Consider the following 15,327-nt stretch of genomic DNA (forward strand, 5'->3'; position numbering starts at 1 on the left):
TATCGAAATATACCCGCCAGTAGTGCACTTCTCAAGAGACTGTTCGACTTCCCTTTAAAGCGCCCCGGCGATCCTTGCGAGATTTGTCATCGGATTAGTCTTCGATCAAGCCAGATTTATCATCGGATTCGGGTCTCGTGACGATTCAGGGCTCGCGGCCGATCGCGGCGTCCCCCTCGCTCGCACTCAGCTCCGCAAGGGGAGGTGCTGCCGCCTGGGCGGGGCCGTCGAGGTGGCGAGCGCCCGGGGGGCGGTTTTGGTCAGAGGCGTGCTCTCACGTGATGGTCGGGCCCTCGTTCGCGGTGGAGTTGACACCCCTCAGTTCGATCACGACGCCGAGCACGACCAGGTCACCCCACCTGACAATGCTGGAGGGGCACGTCGCGGAGACGGCGGTCGCGCTGAGGTTGTTGGGGGACCCCAACGGCAGCGAGAGGGTGCTGGCGGCTCCCGCGCTCGTCGGGTTGGTGTGCTTACCGTTGATGTATCCGTTGGAACTGGTAGAGCCCTGGAACGTCGCGGAGCACGGGATGCTGGGGATGTTCACCGTGAACTTGACGCTGCCCAGTTGAGCGGCTGTGACTCCGGAAGCAGTCGGGCCCGGGAGGGAGAGGGACCACGGCTGAGGCGTCACCGTGGCGGCCAGGCCGGAGATCGTGCAGTTGCTGAAAAACTGACCGGTCACCCAGCCGGTGGGCGGGGGGTCCGGGACGACGGTGCCGACCCTCACCGTTCCGGTGGTCGTCAAGGCCTTCGAAGCGCCCGTGTCGACGCAGGTCATGACCCCGCCGCTACTGGTGGCAAGCGCGATGGAACCGCTGCTCTTTCCAGTGACGGGCTGGGTGGAGGGCGAGAGCACGCCGGGCATGAAGACCTTGTGACCGGCCGCCCAGGCGGGGGTCGCGTTGAGAGCGGCGGCGGTGGCCGTGACCGCGGTGGCGGTCAGGGCCATTCTGGCGATCTTTCCGAGTAACACCGTTGACTCCATTCCAGGACCACCCATTCCTGCCATTCTCTTTGGCCCGGGTGCGGTCACGCGCCGAGGGTGTCGATGGCGGAGATCTTCCATGTGCCACCGGCGTACAGGGCGTCGACGGCGAAGACGGCCGCGGAGTAGCTCGTCTTGTTCGTGTCGGTGCGGGTGTTGCGCTGGTCGGCGAAGACGAGGAGGCGGGCGCGGTCGCCGGTCAGGGATTTCACCGCCGAGTCGGTGACCGCGGTGGTGAGTACCTGCTTCTGCTGCGGAGCCTGCTTGCGCACCAGGGCGAAAAGCTGGTTGTACTGCTGGACGGCCTTTCCGGTGAGCAGTTCCTGCGCCGCCTTCTCCGTCTTGGCCACGTCGGCGTAGTTGTAGGAGAACACCGTGTTGACGGCCGTGGTCACCTGGCCCTTGACCTCGGCGGTACGGCCATTGTCACCGAGGGCGTCGTTCTGTGCGGATGCCGCGCCCGTCAGGTCGCGCTCCTGAGCGTTCGACCAGGCGGCCACTCCACCGAGCGCTATTGTCAGGGCCCCAAGGAGAATGACCAGGCGGGTGCGCGCGGTGCCGGGGACGAACCGTCCGGCCGAAGTGATCGCTGCCATTTCGCTTTCTCCTCCCCGATCAGGGCGTACCGGTGGGGGCCTGGCCGAGCGCCGAAAGTTTCCAGCCGTCCGAGGTCCGGGTGAGCTGGCCGGCGAACCGGCGGGTGTTGTCGACCGGCCTGCCGTCGGCACCGGTGATGGTGATGCGGACGGCGGCGATGACGGCCGCCTTGCCCGCGCGGGAGTCGAGTTCGGTCAGCCCGGATTCGAGGATCTTCGCGGTGCTGGTCGTCTTCGCCTTCTGCACCTCGGTCTTCAGCCGGCCCTGGCCCTGGACGATCTGGTCGTAGAGCTGCGCGGTCGCCGAGTCCTGCCACACCTTGAGGCCCGTGTCGACCTGGCGGTAGTCGAGGGTGTTGAGGTTGACGATCTCCTGCCCCGCGACGGCGAGCACCCGGTCGCGTTCGGCGGCGTAGCCGATCGCGTCGTCGCCGGACGCGGCGTGGTACGACCAGCCGAACCACGCGGCGGCACCGGCCGCGATCAGCGTCACGAGCGACGCGATTCGGATCAGCGGATCCTTGGAGAGGCGGCGCCGGGGCCGGTCGGCCGCGTCCTTCGCCGGCGGCCCCGCGGTCGGCGCCTCACCGGTCTCCTCGGACGGCGACGGCTCCGGGTCCTCGGCGGCCTCCTCTCCCGCGGGATCTGGAGCCTCGGCCGCGTGGTCCGCGGACGGTTCCGGTTCGAGCGGTTCGCCGGCCGGGGTCTCGGGCTCGTCCGCCCGCGCCTCGTGCTCGCCGGCCGCCGGGTCGGCGGTCTTGGTCCTGGTCTCGGTCACCTGAGTCCACCCCTTCTTTTCAGGCGGCCCGGAGGTCGCTGATGCGCCAGCCGTGGTCGTCGCGGGCCGTGACGATGAGCTGGGCCGCGACCGGCGGACCGGTCGCCTTGCCGCCGCGGGTGGCCTGCTGGTCGAGCAGGACCAGCAGGACCGCCGTCCCGTCACGGGAGAGTCTGATCAGCCCGGCCTTCGCGACCTTCGTGGTGAGGGCGAGCTTCATGACCGGCGCGTTCTGCTTCACGAGGCCGAACAGTTCGCGGTAGTCGCCGACGGCGCGGCCGGTGAGGACGTCGTTCGCGGCGCGTTCGGTCGCCGCCGGGTCGGTGTAGGTGAAGGTGAAGATCCGCGCGATCTTCGCCGAGACGTCGGCGACGGCCGCACCGGTCCGGGCCTTGTCGACGAGTGCGCGGTTGGCGGCCGGTGACCGCTCGCTTCGCCTGCCGGCCCAGCCGTCGACGGCGAGGGCGGACAGGCACAGCGCCAGCGCGAGGGCCGCCGGCCATCCCAGCCCGGCCGCCCGCCTGAGTCCGGAGACGAGCGTGCGCTGGGCGGTCCTCCTCTTCTTCCGCGGGGCGGGGTCGCGGCGCGCGGGTCGCTCCTCGGTGATGCTCACGGGCCGCTCCCCCCGGGCGCCAGCGCCTTCAGCGAGCTGATCTTCCACACGCCACCGACCCTCTGCATCCCGACCTCGTAGCGTTTGCGCTGCTCGGTGCCCTGGGCGGCGTCACCGGCGGGCTCGGTGAAGATCCGGACGGAGGCGAGGACGGTCGCCTCGCCCGCCGACCGGTCGAGTGCGGTGACGGCGAGTGCGGTGACCCGTCCGTGCGAGGGGGCCTTCTGCCCGGCGAACCTCGCGCGTGCGCCCGGGATGTCGCGTTTCAGCGCGTCGGCGAACGGGCCGGTGGCGACGTCCAGCCAGTGCGTCATGTCCAACTCCGCCACCTTGGGGTCGATGCTGTTGATCAGCGCCAGATCGCGGACGGTGGTCCGGCTCACGTCGTCCCGCGCGGCGGCGAGGTCGTGGTCGGCGCCCCGCCCGGACTGGAACAGAGACCAGAGCGACAGCAGCAGGAGGACGGCGGCGGCGGCCGTGAGGGCGTAGCCGGCCGGACGGATCCAGCGGATCATCCAGGTCGGCTTGCGCAGCACGGCCGCCACGACGGTCACGGCGCGCCTCCGAGTCCGAGCAGGGCGGCGAGGTCGCCGGACGGCGCCTGCTGCTGCGCCAGCCCGGCCAAGCCCAGCGAGGCGAGCAGGCCGGTCGCCTCCGGGCCGCTCAGCGTGCCCGGCTTGGCCGGCGCCGGGACGCCCTTGCGCGGCGCGTTGGCGGTGCCGCGCACGTTGATGCCGGTGCTCGGGCTCTCCGCGCAGTGCGCGTCGGTGTTGAACGGCGCGGGCGACAGGGTGAGGCCGTCGCGGTACCTGGTCTTGCCGTAACCGCGCGTGCAGGGCTGCGGGTTGAAGAACGTGGTGACCAGGCCCATCCGGAGCTTGCCCCCGTCCACGATGCTGGGGCCGATCGCCGCGACCCGCGGGAGATTGGCCAGCATCTCCTCGATGGCGGCCTGGCGCGGCTCGGCCACGCGGGCGGTCGTGAGGAGGTTCGCCAGCAGCACGCCGAGGCTCGGGTCCAGGTCGTGGAGCAGGCCGGAAAGCTCGGCCGCCGCGCCGGGCCCGGCCGTGATCAGCTCGCGCAGATCGGCGTCGGAGTCGCGGAGCTGCCGCGCGAGCAGGCTGGAGTTGGCCGCGAACGCCTTGAACGCCCCCGACATCTCGTTCTGCGTCCGCAGCACCGCCTCCCCGTTGTGGATCAGAGCGCGCGATTCGGGGAACGCCGCGTCGGACGCCGAGATGAACCGGGCGCTCGTGTCGAGGAGCTGCTGGAGGTGCGGGCCCTGCCCGGCGAACGCCAGCCCCAGCTCGTCGATGAGGATCCTGGTGTCGTTCAGCGGTAGCGAGGCGGTGAAGTCGTTGACGCTCTTGAGCGTCTCGTCGACCGGCGCCGGGGTGGTGGTGACGCTGCGCGGGATCGTGGTGCCCTGGGCCAGATAGGGCCCGGCGTCGGCGCGGGGCCGCAGGTCGACGTACTGCTCGCCGACCGCGGAGCGGTTCGCGACGATCGCCTGGAGGTCGCGCGGGATGTCCGGCGCCGAGTCGTCGATCCGGAGTTCGGCGATGACGCCGTCCTGCGTCAGGTCGAGCTTGCCGACCTTGCCGACGGTGACGCCCCGGTAGGACACCGCGGACCCTTCGAAGAGGCCGCCGGTGCTGGGCAGGTCGAGCCGGACGGTGTAGTAGCCGCGCAGCCCGACGTAGCGGCCGACGTCGGCGTAGGTGATGCCGATGTAGGCGACCACGACGATCGCGATGACGACGAACACGGCGATCTTGATGCGGGTGACCAGGGTCAGCATGTCAGTCCCCCTCCCCGAGCGTCGGCAGCGGAAGGGCCGGCTCGCTGCTCGGGCTCTCGTTACCGGGTGCCTGGCTCGGCGTCACCGGTTGCGGCGTCCCCGTGGTGGGGGTCCCGGTGGTCGGAGTCCCCGTGGTCGGAGTCCCCGTGGTGGGAGTCCCGGCGCCGGGCACGGCGGCTCCGGAGCCGCGACCCGCCGCCGTGTCCGGGCAGGGCGCGGGCTGCGGGCCGGGGACCGTGGGCGTCGCGGCGAGTGCGCGCGCCCGCGCCTCCTCCTCATCGTCGAGGCCGTCGAACGGCCCCTCCTCCTTCACCGGCGGCATGACGCAGTCGAAGCCCTCGGCGGCGATGACGGTGACGTAGCCGTTGAGGTAGTCGCCCTTGATCGCCTTGAGCGCCTCGTCGGTGAACGGGTAGGTCAGCAGGATCTCCAGGGACTTCGGCAGGTCGCGGCCGGAGTCGGCGAGCTTGCGCAGGACGACCGCCAGTGAGCGCAGGTTCGCGGCCGTGTCCTCCTTGCTGGCGTTGATCGTCTTGACGGCGACGTCCGAGAGCCTCTCCAGCCGGCGCAGCATCTCGACGAGCCGACCGCGCTGCTCTTCCAGTACCTTCAGGCCGGGCGACAGGTCGTCCAGGACGGTCCCGACCTGCCCGTTGCGGGCTCTGACCGTGGACGACAGCCGGTTCAGCCCGTCAAGCGCGTTCACGATCGACTGCCGGTTCCGGTTGAGCGTGCTGGTGAAGGTGTCGAGGTTCCGCAGCGCGGACCGGACCTTGTCCTCGCGCCCGTTGAGCGCCTGGTTCAGTTCCCGGTTGATGGTCCGGATCTGCGGGAGCCCGCCGCCCGACAGCAGCAGCGACAGCGCGCCGAACACCTCCTCGGTGTCGGCGTTGCGCGTCGTCCGGGACGCCGGGATCACGGCGCCGTCGGAGAGCCGCTGCGGGGACGGCGCCGTCGTCGGCGCGGCGAGCTTGACGTACTTCTCCCCCAGCAGGCTCGACTGCTCCAGGTTGGCGGTCGCGTTCGCGGGCAGGTGCACGTCGCCGTTCACGGCGAGCGTCACCTCCGCCTGCCACGCCCCCGTCGGCAGCGACACCTTCTTCACCCGCCCGACCGGGACGTCGTTGACACGGACGGCGGCCTGCGGGACCAGGTTCAGCACGTCCTCGAACCGCACCTTCACCGTGTAGGGGTGGTCGCCGAGGTCGGCGCCGCCGGGCAGCGGGACGTCCTCCAGCCGCACCGAGCAGCCCGCCGTCAGGACGACGCCGGCGGCGAGGGCCGCAACGAGCTTGGGCGTGCGCATCAGCGGTCCGCCTTCCCGCCGGTGCCGGCGTAGATCTTGCCCGCGGGCGGCAGCGGCAGCGCCGGCAGGCCGGTCTCCCGGGTCGGGGCCACCGCGACCAGCCCGCCCCTCTTCAGCCGGTCGCACTGCTCGCGGAGCGTCTGCGTGGCGGACGCCGCCGCGGCGCACACCGGCCGCTGGTCGGCGGCGATCGGGTCGACGCCCGGCTGGTCCAGGCTGCCGAACGCCTTGGTGATCTCCAGGAGGTCGCCGCGCGCCATCAGCGTCCGGGTCTTCGGGTCGTAGGCGTTCAGGGCGTTCTGCGTCACCAGCGGCGCGGTGTCGATGAGCTCGGCGAGGGACGCCCGCTGGTCGACCAGGACCTGGGTGACGTCCGTGAGCTTGCCGACGTTGCGTTTCAGCGCCGCGCGGTTGTCCTGGATGAACCCCTTCACCTCGGCGAGCGCCCGCGCGAGGTTGCGCAGGGCCGCGCCGAGCTCGTCGCGGTCGGCGGCGAGGAACCCGCTCACCTCGGCGAGCTGGTTCTCGGCAAGGCGGATCTGCCCGTCGTTGGCGCGGAGCATCTCGCTGAACTTGTTGAGGTTGGCGACGGTCGCGTACAGGTCGCCGCTGTTGTCGGCGAGCGTCTGCGACGCCTTGCCGAGGTCGGAGATCATGGTGTTGAGCGCCTGCCCGTTGCCGCCGAGGTTGGCGGCGCCGACCCGGATGACGTCCGACAGGGCGCCCTGCGCGTTCAGCCCCCGCGGGCCGAGGTCGCCCGAGATCTTCCGGACCGCGGCGTAGAGCTGGTCGAGCTCCAGCGGGGTCGCGGTGTTGCTCACATCGATGGACGCGCCGTCGGCCATCTTCGGGCCGCCGTCGTAGGCGGGGTCGAGCTGGACGTACCGGTCCGACACCAGGTTCGGCGCGATGACGATGGCGCGGGCTCCGGCGGGGACGTCGACGTCGTCGTCCACCCGCATCTCGACCTTGACCTTGTCGCCGAGCGGTTCGACGGAGTCGATCGAGCCGACCTTCACGCCGAGGACGCGGATGTCGGAACCGGGGTAGACGCCGATCGCGGTGGCGAAGTACGCGGTGATCCGGTGCGCCGGCCCGCCGCTCACGAAGGGGACCAGCGCGATCGCGACCAGCAGGACGAAGACCGTGATGAGCGCTTGCAGCACCCGCGTCCGGTGGTCGCGGATCGGCGAACCGAGCTTCGGCAGCTTCACCGGGCGCGTCGAGGAGGACGCCATGTCACCGTCCTCCCGTCAGGTGCGGCGGCTTGCAGCGGTCCGGGTCCTCCGGTTGCCACCTGCCGTTCACCAGGTACTCCTCGGGGACGGTCCCGCACAGGTAGCCGTCCACCCAGCGGCCGTTGCCCGTCGCGTTGCCGAGGACGCGGATGTAGGGGGTGGCCGTCGTCAGGACGCGCTCCAGGTTCTTCTGGTTGCGTTGGAGGACGCCGACGACCCGCTCCAAGGACGCGAGCGTCGGGCCAAGCGTGCGGCGGTTGTCGTCGACGAGGCCGACCAGCTCCGTGCCGAGCCGCTGCGTGCCGACGAGCAGCGCGTGGATGGCGTCGCGTCGCCGGCGCAGCTCGCCGAGCAGCAGGTTGCCGTCCTTGAAGAGCGTCTCGAACTGGGAGTTCTGCGCGGTGATCGTGCCGGACAGCTGCTTGGTCCCGGCGAGCAGCCGGGACAGCTCGGCGTCCCGCGACGCGATCGTGGTGGACAGCGCCGACAGGCCGTGCAGCGCGACCCGGACGCTGGCCGGGGTGTCCTCGAACGTCGTGGAGATCGTCTCCAGGCTCTGCGCGAGCCTGGTCGTGTCGAGCTGCTCGAACGTCCGGCCGAGGTCCTGGAACGCCGTCGTGACGTCGTAGGGGGCCACGGTCCGGTCGAGCGGGATCGGCTCCCTCGGGTTCTGCCTGCGGTAGCCGAGCGGGTCCAGCTGGAGGTACTTCGACCCCAGCAGCGTCTTGATCATGATGGTGGCGCGGGTCGCGTTCCCGACCCAGGTGTCCTTCACCCGGAACGTGACCTTGACCTTGTTCCCCTTGAGCGAGACGCCGGTGACCTTGCCGACCTTCACCCCGGCGACACGGACCTCCTGGCCGGGGTCCAACCCGGCGGCCTCGGAGAAGTACGCGCTGTAGGTCGTCCCGCCGCCGACGAGCGGCAGCCGGTCGGCGCGGTAGGCGAGCGCGCCGAGCACGAGCAGGATCACGATGCCGACGGCCGCCACCCCGATCGGGTCGCGGTCGCGCAACGGCTTCAGCCGCGGCCGACCCCGCTTCGGGCGCGGCAGGGCGCGCGGCAGGGGGCGCGGCAGCGGCGGAGGCGGCCCGCCCGCCGGGGGGACGGGGGGCGGGCCGCCGGGAGGGGGGCCGCCCGGGGGCGGGGTCGGGGGCGTCATCCGCGGCACCTCGCGTCCTTGATGGGCAGGCCGGTCGGCGGCGGCTGGTTCGACAGGTCGGAGCCCGCGTAGCTGACGCCGATCAACTTCACCTCGCACTGGTAGAAGTTCACCCACGAGCCGTAGGAGGCCAGGCGGCCGAAGGTCGCCATCTTCCCGGGCGAGCGCTGGAGGAAGCGCGTCAGCAGCGGCTCGTCGCGGTTGAGGTTGTCGCTGAGCCGGCCGAGCTGGACGATGTCGTCCTTCAGCGGGTCCCGCGTGACCTGGAGCAGCCCGGCGGTGGCGGTGGTCAGGTCGGCGACCGACCCGAGCGCCTCGCCGATCGGGACGCGGTCGGTGGCGAGGCCGGAGGTGAACCGACGCAGCGTGGTGACCAGGTCGACGAGCTGCCGGTCCCGCCCGTTGATGGTCTGGACGACACTGTCGAGGTTCGCGATGAGCTGGCCGATCACCTTGTCCTTGGCGGCGAGCGTGCTCGTCAGCTCTCCGACGGTGCGCAGCAGGCTCTCCACGGTGCCGCTCTCGCCCTGGAGCACCTTGACGACCGACTCCGAGAGCTTGTTGGCGTCCCCGGGCGACAGCGCCTGCATGAGCGGCTGGAACCCCTGGAACAGCTGGGTGAGGTTGAGCGTCCCGGCGGTGTGCTCGACCGGGATCGTCCCGCCGGGCTTCAGTACCTGGCCGGGCGAGCCGGTGCCCTGGCCGAGGGAGACGTACCGTCCGCCGACCAGGTTCAGGTACTTGACGGCGGCGGTCGCCGACGCGGGGATCCGCCGGTCCCGGTCGACGGAGATCTTCACCCGGGCGAGCCGGCGGTCGCTGACCTTGATCTCCTCGACCTGGCCGACCTCGACGCCCGCGATCCGCACCCCGTGCCCCGGATGGAGCCCGGCCACGTCGGTGAACTTGGCGTAGTAGGTGACGCGGTCGCCGCTGGTGGCGCCGGTGATGCTGGACGCCAGCAGCGCGGTCGCCAGCACCGTGACCACGATGAAGATCAGCGAGCTGACGAGGGGGAAGCCCATGCCCTTGATCCCCTGACCGGTGAGCCTCACTTCACCGTCACCTCCGTGCCCCGGTAGATCGGCCCGACCAGCACGCTGGACCAGTCCGGCAGCTCCTCGGGTACCTCGTCCAGCGGCGCCCCGGCGAGCTCGTTGATCAGGTCGTTCTCCGACGCCGAGTTCGCGGGGCCGAGGCCGCTGCCGGCCGCGCCGCCCTGGCCGGGCGCGCCGCCGGCGGGCAGCACCCGCACCCCGTCCCCGGTCCCGAGGTAGGGGACGCCCGGGCAGCGCGGCCCGCCGCCGCCGTCGTAGCGGGGGGCGTCCTTGCCCGGGACGTAGCGGCCCTTGCTCGTGACCGGCACGACCACGCCGTGGACGCCGTGCTCGTCCGTGCCCTTGCCGAGGACCTTGTTCATCGTCGGGATGAAGCCGGCGAGCGCGCGGAACGTGCAGGGCGCGGCCGGGGCGTAGCGGCGCATCAGGTCCAGGCTCCCCCGGCTCTCGGTCGCCAGCGCGATGATGTTGCCGGAGTTGGCGCGCAGGAAGTCCTCAAGGTCGGCGGACGATCCCGACACCGCGTCGTACAGGGTCGCGAGGGCGGTGCGCTGGTCGACGATCGTCCGGCTGGTGACCGTGAAGTCCGTGAGCGCCTGAAGCAGGTCGGGCGCCGCGTCGGACGCGTGCTGGGTGAACGTCGCCAGCTCCTGGAGGTTGCGGGCGAGCGCCGGCACCTCCGGGTTGAGCCTGGTCAGGAACGCGTCGAGCTGCTCGAAGTTGCGGCCGATCTGGTCGCCGCGCCCTTCCAGCGCCTGTGCCATGGCGTTCAGCGTCGCCGAGAGCTTCGCCGGCTGGATGGTGTCGAGCAGGTCCATCGTGTGGTTGAGGACCTCCGACAGCTCCACCGCGTTCCGGCTGCGGTCCTCGGAGATCACGTCGCCGTCGGCGATCGGCCGTCCCGCCGACCCGGCCGGCGGGACGAGCGAGACGAACCGGGCGCCGAACACCGTCGTCGGCAGCAGCCGCGCCTGGACGTCCGCCGGGATCCGGTCGGTCAGCCCCGGTTTCAGGGCCAACTCCAGCTTCGCGCCGGCCCCGTCCGCCGTGATGGACCGGACCTCGCCGACGACGACGCCGCGGACCTTCACGTCCGCCATCGCGTGCATCTCGTGCCCGGCCGTCGAGGTGCGCAGCGTCACCATCGTCGCGTCGGTGAACTGCTTGTCGTAGATCGCGATCGACAACCAGACCAGCAGCGCCGGGACGAGCAGGAACGCCACCCCGGTGAGGCGCTGCCCGACCACGTGCCGGGTGGTTCGCCGGGCCATGTCAGATCCACCCCATGTCAGATCCACCCCATGTCAGTTCGGCCCATGTCAGCCCGTCACCTTCACGGTGGTCGTGGCACCCCAGATGGCGAGGCTGGCGAAGAAGTCCGTCACGCTGATCAGCACGATCGCGGTGCGGACCGCGCGGCCGACGGCGACGCCCACGCCGGCGGGGCCGCCGACCGCGCGGTAGCCGTAGTAGCAGTGCGCGAGCACCACCATCACGCTGAAGATCAGCACCTTGGCGAACGAGAGCAGCACGTCCTCCGGGGCGAGGAAGATGTTGAAGTAGTGGTCGTAGGTGCCGGCCGACTGCCCGTTGAACCAGAGCGTCACCTGTCTGGAGGCCAGAAAGGAGCTGAGCAGCCCGATGCCGTACAGCGGGACGATCGCGACGGTCCCCGCGATGATCCGGGTGGTGACCAGGTAGGGCACCGACTGGATGCCCATGCCCTCCAGCGCGTCGATCTCCTCGTTGATCCGCATCGCGCCGAGCTGCGCGGTGAACCCGGCGCCGACCGTCGCCGACAGCGCCAGCCCGGACACCAGGGGGGCGATCTCGCGGGTGTTGAAGTACGCCGACACGAAGCCGGTGAACGCCGCCGACCCGATCTGGTCGAGCGCGGCGTAGCCGGACAGGCCGACGACGACGCCCGTGAACACCGTCATGCCGATCATGACGCCGACGGTGCCGCCGATGACGGCGAGCGCGCCGCTGCCGAACGCGACCTCGCCGAGCAGCCGCAGCGTCTCGCGCAGGTAGCGGCGCAACGCGCGCGGCGTCCACAGCAGCGCCCGGACGTAGAAGCCGAGCTGGTCGCCGGGCTGGTCCAGCCAGGAGACCAGCTTCACCGGGCGGAGGCGGCGAACCCCGGAGACCGCCATGTCACGCTCCCTTCGGGGCGACGACCTGCAGGTATATGGCGGTCAGCACGAGGTTGACGAAGAACAGCATCAGGAACGTGATGACGACCGACTGGTTGACCGCGTCCCCGACGCCCTTCGGGCCGGCATTCGGGTTCAGGCCGCGGTAGGCGGCCACCACGCCGGCGATGAATCCGAAGATCAGCGCCTTGAACTCGCCGATGTACAGGTCGGGCAGCTGCGCGAGCGCGGAGAACGAGGCGAGGTAGGCGCCGGGCGTCCCGTCCTGCAGCAGCACGTTGAAGAAGTAGCCGCCCGCGACCCCGACGACGGAGACCAGGCCGTTCAGCAGCACCGCGACCGCCATGCAGGCGAGGACGCGCGGGACCACGAGGCGCTGGACGGGCGAGACGCCCATCACCTCCATCGCGTCCATCTCCTCGCGGATCGTCCGGGAGCCGAGGTCCGCGCAGATCGCCGACCCGGCCGCGCCGGAGATCAGCAGCGCCACGATCAGCGGGCTGGCCTGCTGCACGACGGCGAGGACGCTCGCCCCACCGGTGAGCGACTGCGCGCCGAGCTGCTTGGCCAGCGACCCGACCTGGAGCGAGATGACCGCGCCGAACGGGATGGACACGAGCGCGGTCGGCAGGATCGACACCGACGCGATGAACCAGAACTGCTGGACCAGCTCGCGGAGCTGGAACGGGCGCCGGAACGACAGCGCCAGTACCGTCGCGGCGAGCGCGAAGAGCCGCCCGGTCTGGCGCAGTGCGCCGGCGCCGGGAACGGCGGAATCAGGTGCCGCCACGCGCGTCTCCTTCCTCGGGCACGCGCGCGTCGCCGCGCGGTGCGGTCGGCTCGTCGGTTCGAGGGCGGTCAGTTCGCATCGGGGACGCCGCCCTCCGGCACGTGCCTGCGGTTGGCGTAGATCGCCTGCTGCGCCCGGCGGGAGAGGCGCGGCATCATCTCGTCGAGGCGCCGCGCGTGCCGCAGCTCGCCCTGCCGGGGCGGCGCCCCGGGCGTGGGACGCAGCTGCGGCGGGATCTCCAGGGTGCGTTGGAGGGGCACGGGGCCGGCGGCCTCGGCGGCGAGCAGCGCGGCGTCCTTCTCCTCCGACATGCCGATCGGTCCGCGCGTGTCGCCGTGCAGGAACTGCAGGACGGCCGGCTCGTCGCTGGTCAGCAGCGCCTCGCGGGGGCCGAACGCGATGAGGTCGCGGCGGTACAGCATCCCGATGTTGTCCGGGACGGTCGCGGCGATGTCGATGTTGTGCGTGACGATCAGCATCGTCGCGTCGATCCGCGCGTTGACGTCGATCAGCAACTGGGAGATGTGCGCCGTGCGGACGGGGTCCAGGCCGGAGTCGGGCTCGTCGCACAGAATGATCTCCGGGTCGAGGACGAGCGCGCGGGCGAGGCCGGCGCGCTTGCGCATGCCGCCGGAGATCTGGCCGGGCAGCTTGCGCTCCTCGCCGGTGAGGCCGACCATCTCCATCCGCTCCATCACGATCCGCCGGATCTCGGACTCCTTCTTGCGGGTGTGCTCGCGGAGCGGGAACGCGATGTTGTCGAACAGCGGCAGCGAGCCGAAGAGCGCGCCGTCCTGGAACATCAGCCCGAACCGCTTGCGCGCCTCGAACACCTCGCGGTCGCGGTCGTTGACCATGTCGACCCCGCCGATGAGGACGCGGCCCTCCTCCGGCTTGAGCAGCCCGACGAGCGACTTGAGGAAGACGGTCTTGCCGGTGCCGGAGGGGCCCAGCAGCACGCTCACCTCACCGGGCGGAAGAGTGAGCGTGACATCACGCCAGATCGTCTGCCGGCCGAAGACTTTCGTCAGCCCCTCGACGACCACTTCAATTCCCACGACACCACCGCTCGCACTAGGAAGGGAGGTTTCGAGGACATTACGGCGCACTAGACGCAGCACTCAATAGGAGATCGCAGGCTCTTCGGCACAATTCGGTAAATGGCCTCAGAAATTTGTCACCGACTTAGGCTTCTCCCGCCCCGAAACCGTCACCAGTTGACTACCCTTCGGTAACATAGAGTCGGCCGGCGGCACGCTCGCCCGTGCGGACAAACAGTTTCATCACCGGCCCAGCAACCGAACGTCGTTCTTGTCACATCACGCGCAAAGACGCACCGCCGTGCGGCCGATCGAACCGAAGACCCTTGCCACCACCGACTGGCGACTTTATGTTCACGGTGTTACCGATTTCATTCCAGGGTGTTCGCCTCCCGTCCGGCACACCCCGGTCCAGCGCCGCCGCCAGGACGGCGCCACGGCGCCCGGCCGGCTCGATGTGGAGGTTCGCTTTCCCATGTCGCAGGCATTAGAATTGTCTGAACACGACCGGAGTCAGACTGACTTCCAAGAATTCCTCGGCCTGCTGCGCGCGGAACTGTCCGACGTCACGAACGAGGTCGTCACCGAGATCAAGCGGAGCATCCCGGAGTACGACCGGCCCGATCCCGCCTACGACCAGACCCTCCGGCTCTGCGCCGACATCCTGCTGCCGACCTTCCTGGACCGGATCTCCGATCCGGACGCCTCCACCGACCAGCGCGACGAGACCTGCCGCGCCCTCGGCCGCTTCGAGGCCATCGAGGGACGCAGCCTCGACCACCTCCAGGCCGCGGCCCGGATCGCCTTCCACGTCGCGTGGCGCCGGACGGCCGTCCTCGCCGAGCGCGCGCAGGTCCCCACCTTCGTCGTGTCCGCCGCCGTCGACGCCATGCTCGTCTACCTCGAGGAATCCGTCGCACAGGCCCGCCTCGGCTACCAGCAGGCCACCGGGCACGCCGACCTGCGCCGCCGCGAGGAGCGGCGCCGGCTGCTGCATCTGATCCTGCAGCGGCCGGCCGTCGTCCCCGAGGCCATCGAGGACCTCGCCAAGTCCACCGGCTGGTGGCCGCTGCCGGCCGAGGCCACCCTCGTCGCCGTCCACCCCGAGGCGCCCTGCACCCGCTCCGCGCTCGACACCGACATCCTCACCGACTTCGACTCGGCGGAACCGTGCCTGCTCGTCCCCGGGCCGCTCACCGCCGACCGGGGGACCATGCTGCGCGCCGCGCTGCCGGACGCCAGCTGCGTCCTCGGCCTCACCCTGCCGCTGGAACGGGCCGCCCACTCGCTGCGCTGGGCCCGCCGCGTCCTCGACCTCGCCGAGGAGGGCATCATCCCGGACGGCTCCCTCATCCCCTGCGAGGACCACCTGATGACCATGTGGCTTCTGTCCGATCCGCCGCTGGTCGAGGAGCTCACCCGCCGGCACCTGGAACCGCTGCAGGACGTGTCGGACGGGCAGCGCAAGCGCCTCGTCGAGACGCTCACCGAATCCGTCACCACCCGGGCGACCGCCGTCGACATCGGGGAGCGTCTGAAGATCCACCCGCAGACCGTCCGCTACCGGCTCCGCCAGTTGGAGGGCTACCTCGGCGACAGCCTTGAGAACGCGGACGCCCGGTTCTCCCTGGACGCCACCCTCCGCGCCGCGAGTCTGTACCGTCGCCGGCGCGCCCGCCGGGGCCAGCCCGGCGCACGGTGACCAGGACTCGCCGGGGGCGCGGGTGACGTTCGGGTCACAGGGGGTGCGACAGACCGTTATCCTGACCTCCTGGTTACCGGTTCCTGACGGAAAGTCGAA

The 15,327-nt window shown here is 71.0% G+C and carries 15 protein-coding genes; 1 reads left to right on the top strand and 14 read right to left on the bottom strand.

Annotated elements, in window-relative coordinates; translation table 11 throughout:
• Positions 1–274: 274 nt before the first annotated feature.
• From AB0H37_RS03455 to AB0H37_RS03520, 14 genes are all read right to left on the bottom strand, one after another.
• On the bottom strand, positions 275–952 hold the full coding sequence (locus AB0H37_RS03455; RefSeq protein ID WP_360611082.1) for a hypothetical protein: 678 nt from the start codon (positions 950–952) through the stop codon (positions 275–277).
• Between the two features lie 80 nt (positions 953–1,032).
• Complete coding sequence (locus AB0H37_RS03460; RefSeq protein ID WP_360611084.1) at positions 1,033–1,584, bottom strand: hypothetical protein; 552 nt, start codon at positions 1,582–1,584, stop codon at positions 1,033–1,035.
• A gap of 19 nt (positions 1,585–1,603) precedes the next feature.
• Positions 1,604–2,362: a hypothetical protein gene (locus AB0H37_RS03465; protein ID WP_329086388.1), complete on the bottom strand. Its 759-nt coding sequence runs from the start codon at positions 2,360–2,362 to the stop codon at positions 1,604–1,606.
• Positions 2,363–2,381: 19 nt separating this feature from the next.
• Positions 2,382–2,975, bottom strand: coding sequence for a hypothetical protein (locus tag AB0H37_RS03470; RefSeq protein ID WP_360611086.1), 594 nt, complete (start codon positions 2,973–2,975; stop codon positions 2,382–2,384).
• Entirely contained in the window at positions 2,972–3,529 is a 558-nt protein-coding gene (locus AB0H37_RS03475) for a hypothetical protein (RefSeq protein ID WP_329086382.1), read from the bottom strand. Before AB0H37_RS03475 ends, AB0H37_RS03470 begins: the two co-directional genes overlap by 4 nt.
• Positions 3,526–4,776: an MlaD family protein gene (locus AB0H37_RS03480; protein WP_329086380.1), complete on the bottom strand. Its 1,251-nt coding sequence runs from the start codon at positions 4,774–4,776 to the stop codon at positions 3,526–3,528. Before AB0H37_RS03480 ends, AB0H37_RS03475 begins: the two co-directional genes overlap by 4 nt.
• A 1-nt stretch (position 4,777) precedes the next feature.
• Positions 4,778–6,082 carry an MCE family protein gene (locus AB0H37_RS03485; RefSeq protein WP_329086378.1) on the bottom strand — a complete coding sequence of 435 codons (1,305 nt, stop codon included), beginning with the start codon at positions 6,080–6,082 and terminating at the stop codon, positions 4,778–4,780.
• A complete protein-coding gene (locus AB0H37_RS03490; RefSeq protein ID WP_360611089.1) occupies positions 6,082–7,320 on the bottom strand; it encodes an MCE family protein in 1,239 nt (412 codons plus the stop codon). The genes AB0H37_RS03485 and AB0H37_RS03490 overlap by 1 nt, the downstream gene beginning before the upstream one ends.
• Position 7,321: 1 nt before the next feature.
• Complete coding sequence (locus AB0H37_RS03495) at positions 7,322–8,482, bottom strand: MCE family protein (RefSeq protein WP_360611091.1); 1,161 nt, start codon at positions 8,480–8,482, stop codon at positions 7,322–7,324.
• Complete coding sequence (locus AB0H37_RS03500) at positions 8,479–9,537, bottom strand: MCE family protein (protein ID WP_329086373.1); 1,059 nt, start codon at positions 9,535–9,537, stop codon at positions 8,479–8,481. The genes AB0H37_RS03495 and AB0H37_RS03500 overlap by 4 nt, the downstream gene beginning before the upstream one ends.
• Positions 9,534–10,811, bottom strand: a complete 1,278-nt coding sequence (locus AB0H37_RS03505) for an MCE family protein (RefSeq protein WP_329086372.1) — start codon at positions 10,809–10,811, stop codon at positions 9,534–9,536. The genes AB0H37_RS03500 and AB0H37_RS03505 overlap by 4 nt, the downstream gene beginning before the upstream one ends.
• 48 nt (positions 10,812–10,859) lie before the next feature.
• Positions 10,860–11,696, bottom strand: a complete 837-nt coding sequence (locus AB0H37_RS03510) for an ABC transporter permease (RefSeq protein WP_329086370.1) — start codon at positions 11,694–11,696, stop codon at positions 10,860–10,862.
• Between the two features lies 1 nt (position 11,697).
• On the bottom strand, positions 11,698–12,486 hold the full coding sequence (locus tag AB0H37_RS03515) for an ABC transporter permease (protein WP_329086369.1): 789 nt from the start codon (positions 12,484–12,486) through the stop codon (positions 11,698–11,700).
• A 68-nt stretch (positions 12,487–12,554) separates the two neighbouring features.
• Positions 12,555–13,544 carry an ATP-binding cassette domain-containing protein gene (locus AB0H37_RS03520; protein WP_360611095.1) on the bottom strand — a complete coding sequence of 330 codons (990 nt, stop codon included), beginning with the start codon at positions 13,542–13,544 and terminating at the stop codon, positions 12,555–12,557.
• Between the two features lie 475 nt (positions 13,545–14,019).
• Here AB0H37_RS03520 and AB0H37_RS03525 point away from each other — a divergent pair, with 475 nt between their 5' ends.
• Positions 14,020–15,228, top strand: coding sequence for a helix-turn-helix domain-containing protein (locus AB0H37_RS03525; RefSeq protein WP_329086365.1), 1,209 nt, complete (start codon positions 14,020–14,022; stop codon positions 15,226–15,228).
• Positions 15,229–15,327: the final 99 nt, after the last annotated feature.

The organism is Actinomadura sp. NPDC023710 (genome assembly GCF_040639875.1).
Classification (GTDB): domain Bacteria; phylum Actinomycetota; class Actinomycetes; order Streptosporangiales; family Streptosporangiaceae; genus Spirillospora; species Spirillospora citrea.

Bases quoted from the DNA above. Each gene is read 5' to 3' on its own strand.
- AB0H37_RS03455 (WP_360611082.1), bottom strand. From the start codon at position 952: ATGGCCCTGACCGCCACCGCGGTCACGGCCACCGCCGCCGCTCTCAAC.
- AB0H37_RS03460 (WP_360611084.1), bottom strand. From the start codon at position 1,584: ATGGCAGCGATCACTTCGGCCGGACGGTTCGTCCCCGGCACCGCGCGC.
- AB0H37_RS03480 (WP_329086380.1), bottom strand. From the start codon at position 4,776: ATGCTGACCCTGGTCACCCGCATCAAGATCGCCGTGTTCGTCGTCATC.
- AB0H37_RS03485 (WP_329086378.1), bottom strand. From the start codon at position 6,082: ATGCGCACGCCCAAGCTCGTTGCGGCCCTCGCCGCCGGCGTCGTCCTG.
- AB0H37_RS03490 (WP_360611089.1), bottom strand. From the start codon at position 7,320: ATGGCGTCCTCCTCGACGCGCCCGGTGAAGCTGCCGAAGCTCGGTTCG.
- AB0H37_RS03495 (WP_360611091.1), bottom strand. From the start codon at position 8,482: ATGACGCCCCCGACCCCGCCCCCGGGCGGCCCCCCTCCCGGCGGCCCG.
- AB0H37_RS03505 (WP_329086372.1), bottom strand. From the start codon at position 10,811: ATGGCCCGGCGAACCACCCGGCACGTGGTCGGGCAGCGCCTCACCGGG.
- AB0H37_RS03510 (WP_329086370.1), bottom strand. From the start codon at position 11,696: ATGGCGGTCTCCGGGGTTCGCCGCCTCCGCCCGGTGAAGCTGGTCTCC.